The organism is Lentilactobacillus hilgardii (assembly GCF_009832765.1).
In the GTDB taxonomy this organism is placed as follows: domain Bacteria; phylum Bacillota; class Bacilli; order Lactobacillales; family Lactobacillaceae; genus Lentilactobacillus; species Lentilactobacillus hilgardii.
In genome coordinates, this window is record NZ_CP047126.1 from 1 (window position 1) to 3528 (window position 3528).

Sequence of the window (3528 nt, forward strand, 5' to 3'; positions counted from 1 at the left end):
ATGTCAGAAATTTTTCGAGATAAAACAAAAAACGGGAAAGTAAGACCTTGGCGTGAACGTAAAATTGAAAATGTCCGTTATGCAGAATATTTGTCGATTTTAGAATTTAAACGTGCACATGACATTAGGGGTTGTGGGGAAACTTTGCGTTTTCGTAAGATCAATAATCAGTTAAAACTCTACCAGACTTGGTTTTGTCAGAAACGCTTATGTCCGTTGTGTAATTGGAGAAAGAGTATGAAAAATTCAAGTCAATTAAAACAAATTATTGCGGAAGCTGTTAGCAGACAGCCTAAGGGCCGTTTTTTATTTTTAACACTGACAGTTAAGAATGCTTATGGTGCAGAAGAGTTAAGAAGTTCATTACGAGTTTTAACCAAGGCGTTTAATAAGCTTACCCGTTATAAGAAAGTTACCAAAAATTTACTTGGTTATCTGCGTTCAACTGAAATCACGGTCAATGATGAAGATAGGTCATATAATCAACATTTGCATGTTTTATTGTTTGTAAAATCGAGCTATTTTACTGGTAATAATACTAACTATATCAAACAAGCAGAGTGGACTAAATTGTGGCAGAGAGCCTTAAAAGTTGATTATGAGCCAGTTGTGCATGTTGAAATAGTTAAGGCTAATAAACGCAAAGGTACTGGTTCTCTGCAAGCTAGTGCGGAAGAAACTGCTAAGTATGAAGTTAAGTCGTCTGACTATATGACTGCCGATGATGACCGTAACTTAGAAGTGATTAATGATCTAGAGTATGCTTTGGCTGGTACACGGCAAATTAGTTATGGCGGTCTTTTTAAGCAGATCAAGCAAGATTTAAAACTTGAGGACGTTGATAAGGGTGACTTAGTTCATGTTGGTAATGAAGAATATAGCAAAGAGCAAATGGAAGCTGCGGAAGAAGTCGTTGCAAAGTGGGACTTTAAAAAGCAAAATTATTTTATGTGGTAGGGGGGTATTTTTTATGATGATGAGATTGGATAAATTTTTTGTTGAAGAAATGCAAAAAAATGGTTTTGATGTTGATTTTAAGCGATTAAAACAGATTTATCTTGATTCTAGAAATAGACATTCTGATGATATTGAAAAGGGAAAAGTACGTGCTTTAAATGAGCGCTTGAAGTATGAAGATTAGGAGATAAATGAGTATGGGATTATTTGAAGATTATTACGATGAGCATGACTTAGATAAAAATAGTGAATACAGCCATATGAGTAAAAAAGAGTTAGTGATTGAAGCTGAATATTTACATAATTCTTTGTGGAATATTTTGAAATATGTTGATAACGGCGGTACAGATATGGATGTTGTTAAAGCGGAAGTCTATGACGGCATATACGAAAGTCGGATATAAACATTGCATGTTTAGTGATTTTTGAAATTTTGTTCCATGGTTTTTGTGGATCAAAAATTTCGGTTTTGCGAATTAAAGGAATCTCGGCGGAAAAGATAGCCGAGATTTTTTTTAATTCGGGCGTCAATTTTTCTTAGAAAAATTAAGCTAGTGAGTGGCGATTATTTTGGCGGAAGAGAACAGCTAAAATTAACTGCCACGAGAGCAAGATTTTTCGCTAGAAAAATGAGCGGTGGGGTCTGTCCCGCTGGCAAGGCGACCCTCGGTAGAGCCCAAACTTTACAAGGTAAAGTATATTGGGCTATACCTTGCATGGAGGTTTGCCGAATTATGTGTTATGCTCTAACCAAATTTAACTGTTTGGAATGGGGCGGTGAGATGAGTTATTTAGTCGCTAATATGCAGAAATTAAAAGCTGATAATTTAGTTGGTTTGGGTAATCATGATCAACGACGGACTCAACACCATAAAAATCCGGATATTGATGTTGACCGCTCGGCTTTAAATTATGATTTGGTCGCTGGTCGGACTAATCATTTTAAAACGGATATTGAGGCTTACATTAACGAGCGAAAAACCAGCCAGCGGGCGGTTAGAAAAGATGCCGTCTTGGTCAATGAATGGATTATTTCAAGTGATAGTCAGTTCTTTGCTGATTTAACGGCAGCTGATACGCGTAAATATTTTGAAACAGCGAAGGACTATTTTGCTGAAAAATTTGGTGAAGAAAATATTCGTTATGCAATTGTTCATCTTGATGAGAGTACTCCCCATATGCATATGGGGATTGTCCCGTTTGATGATGAACATAAATTGTCTGCTAAACGAGTTTTTAATCGCACAGCTTTGCGAGATATTCAAGATCAATTACCGACTTATTTACAACAGCATGGTTTCAATATTCAGCGTGGGGTTCAAGAATCAGAACGTAAAAGTTTAACGGTACCAGAATATAAAGCCATGCGGGAATCTATTAAGCAGGGGCAACAAAAGTTAGCAGCGGTTGAAAATGAAACTAAACAGCGTCAAGCGAAACTTAAAACGTATCAAGCCACTAAATTTGATGTAAATAGTGTTAAAACGAAAGAATCCCGTTTCCATAAGCGGTATGTGCTGGTTGACCGTTTTGATTTTGATAAACTTAAACAGGGCGCCAGCTTAACTGATACGTATTTTACTGAAACATTGTCCCAAAGGTCTGATATGGATATTCAAAAAGACCAACTGATTAAAGATGAAAGTAAGGCTATGGAACTAGACATTGAGAATCGTCGCCTTCAAAAGCTAGTCGGGACGCTACAAGGAATTGTTCGGAGCGTTGACCGCTTCTTACAGCGCAAATTAGGTATTGGTTTACCAAATGAGTGGCTAGAACGAGCTGGACTAAAAGAACCGTCTAAAAAAGCCCCTCAGAGGCCACAGGAGCGTTTTAAGGAACGGCATGATGAATTAGATGGTCCAAGCCTTTGAATTTGATCTATGGCTTTAATTTAGCCGCTGATGAGTATTGGAGCTGTTTAATGGCCGTCAGTCAACGGTAAATCGAATTAAAGGGACTTACTGCTTTAGCAGTTAGTCCCTTTTTGAGGCTTTAAGGAGTTGATTGACTACTGGATTAGAATACTTTTGCGCATGCAAAGAAAAGCACCCCTGCTTTTTTTGCCTGCCTTACGGCGAGTACGGGGTGAGTTTGAGCGGGGGCTCCCGCTCATTTGTGGGGTCCAGCTGGTTCAGCTGGTCAGTATGGCTGAAAGCCATGGTCTTAAAAAAGCAGTTCAGCGATTTTTGCTGATCTGCTTTTTTGGGGTTTGAAACCGTCGTTTTTCGACGGTTTCTTCTTATCTTGATACTAGTATGATCAACTAGTTTTTTATTTTTGCGAGTAATTTGTCCCTTATCATTGATTTTATGGGGTTTTGGTGTATTATTGGACATATAAAATTTAATAATAAAGAAGCGCAAAAAAAACCCACGTGCAAGTTCCTGATTTGGCCGTCCGGAACACGTGAGTTTGATTTCAGAGTTTTATTGCTTCAAAGCCTAGTATAACAGATGTTATAGGACTTTTGAATAATTAGGTATATAATTTTTATGGTTGTCAAAATTATATAAGCAAAAACAGAAATCAAACTCCTTTTCACGTAGGTTAGAAAAGGAGTTTTTATAT

The 3528-nt window shown here is 37.4% G+C and carries 4 protein-coding genes; all 4 read left to right on the forward strand.

Going from position 1 to position 3528, the window contains the following annotated elements; genetic code table 11:
• Positions 1–957: protein rep (locus GQR93_RS15195; protein WP_159298879.1), on the forward strand; the 957-nt coding region annotated here is incomplete at its 5' end.
• Positions 958–970: 13 nt separating this feature from the next.
• Positions 971–1141: a hypothetical protein gene (locus GQR93_RS15200; protein ID WP_013130268.1), complete on the forward strand. Its 171-nt coding sequence runs from the start codon at positions 971–973 to the stop codon at positions 1139–1141.
• Between the two features lie 13 nt (positions 1142–1154).
• On the forward strand, positions 1155–1361 hold the full coding sequence (locus tag GQR93_RS15205) for a hypothetical protein (RefSeq protein ID WP_016377513.1): 207 nt from the start codon (positions 1155–1157) through the stop codon (positions 1359–1361).
• Positions 1362–1691: 330 nt separating this feature from the next.
• Positions 1692–2831, forward strand: coding sequence for a MobV family relaxase (gene mobV, locus GQR93_RS15210; protein WP_225442068.1), 1140 nt, complete (start codon positions 1692–1694; stop codon positions 2829–2831).
• Positions 2832–3528: the final 697 nt, after the last annotated feature.

Excerpts from the sequence above, each read along its gene's own strand:
- mobV (WP_225442068.1), top strand. The coding sequence starts at position 1,692 with ATGTGTTATGCTCTAACCAAATTTAACTGTTTGGAATGGGGCGGTGAG.
- GQR93_RS15205 (WP_016377513.1), top strand. The coding sequence starts at position 1,155 with ATGGGATTATTTGAAGATTATTACGATGAGCATGACTTAGATAAAAAT.
- GQR93_RS15200 (WP_013130268.1), top strand. The coding sequence starts at position 971 with ATGATGATGAGATTGGATAAATTTTTTGTTGAAGAAATGCAAAAAAAT.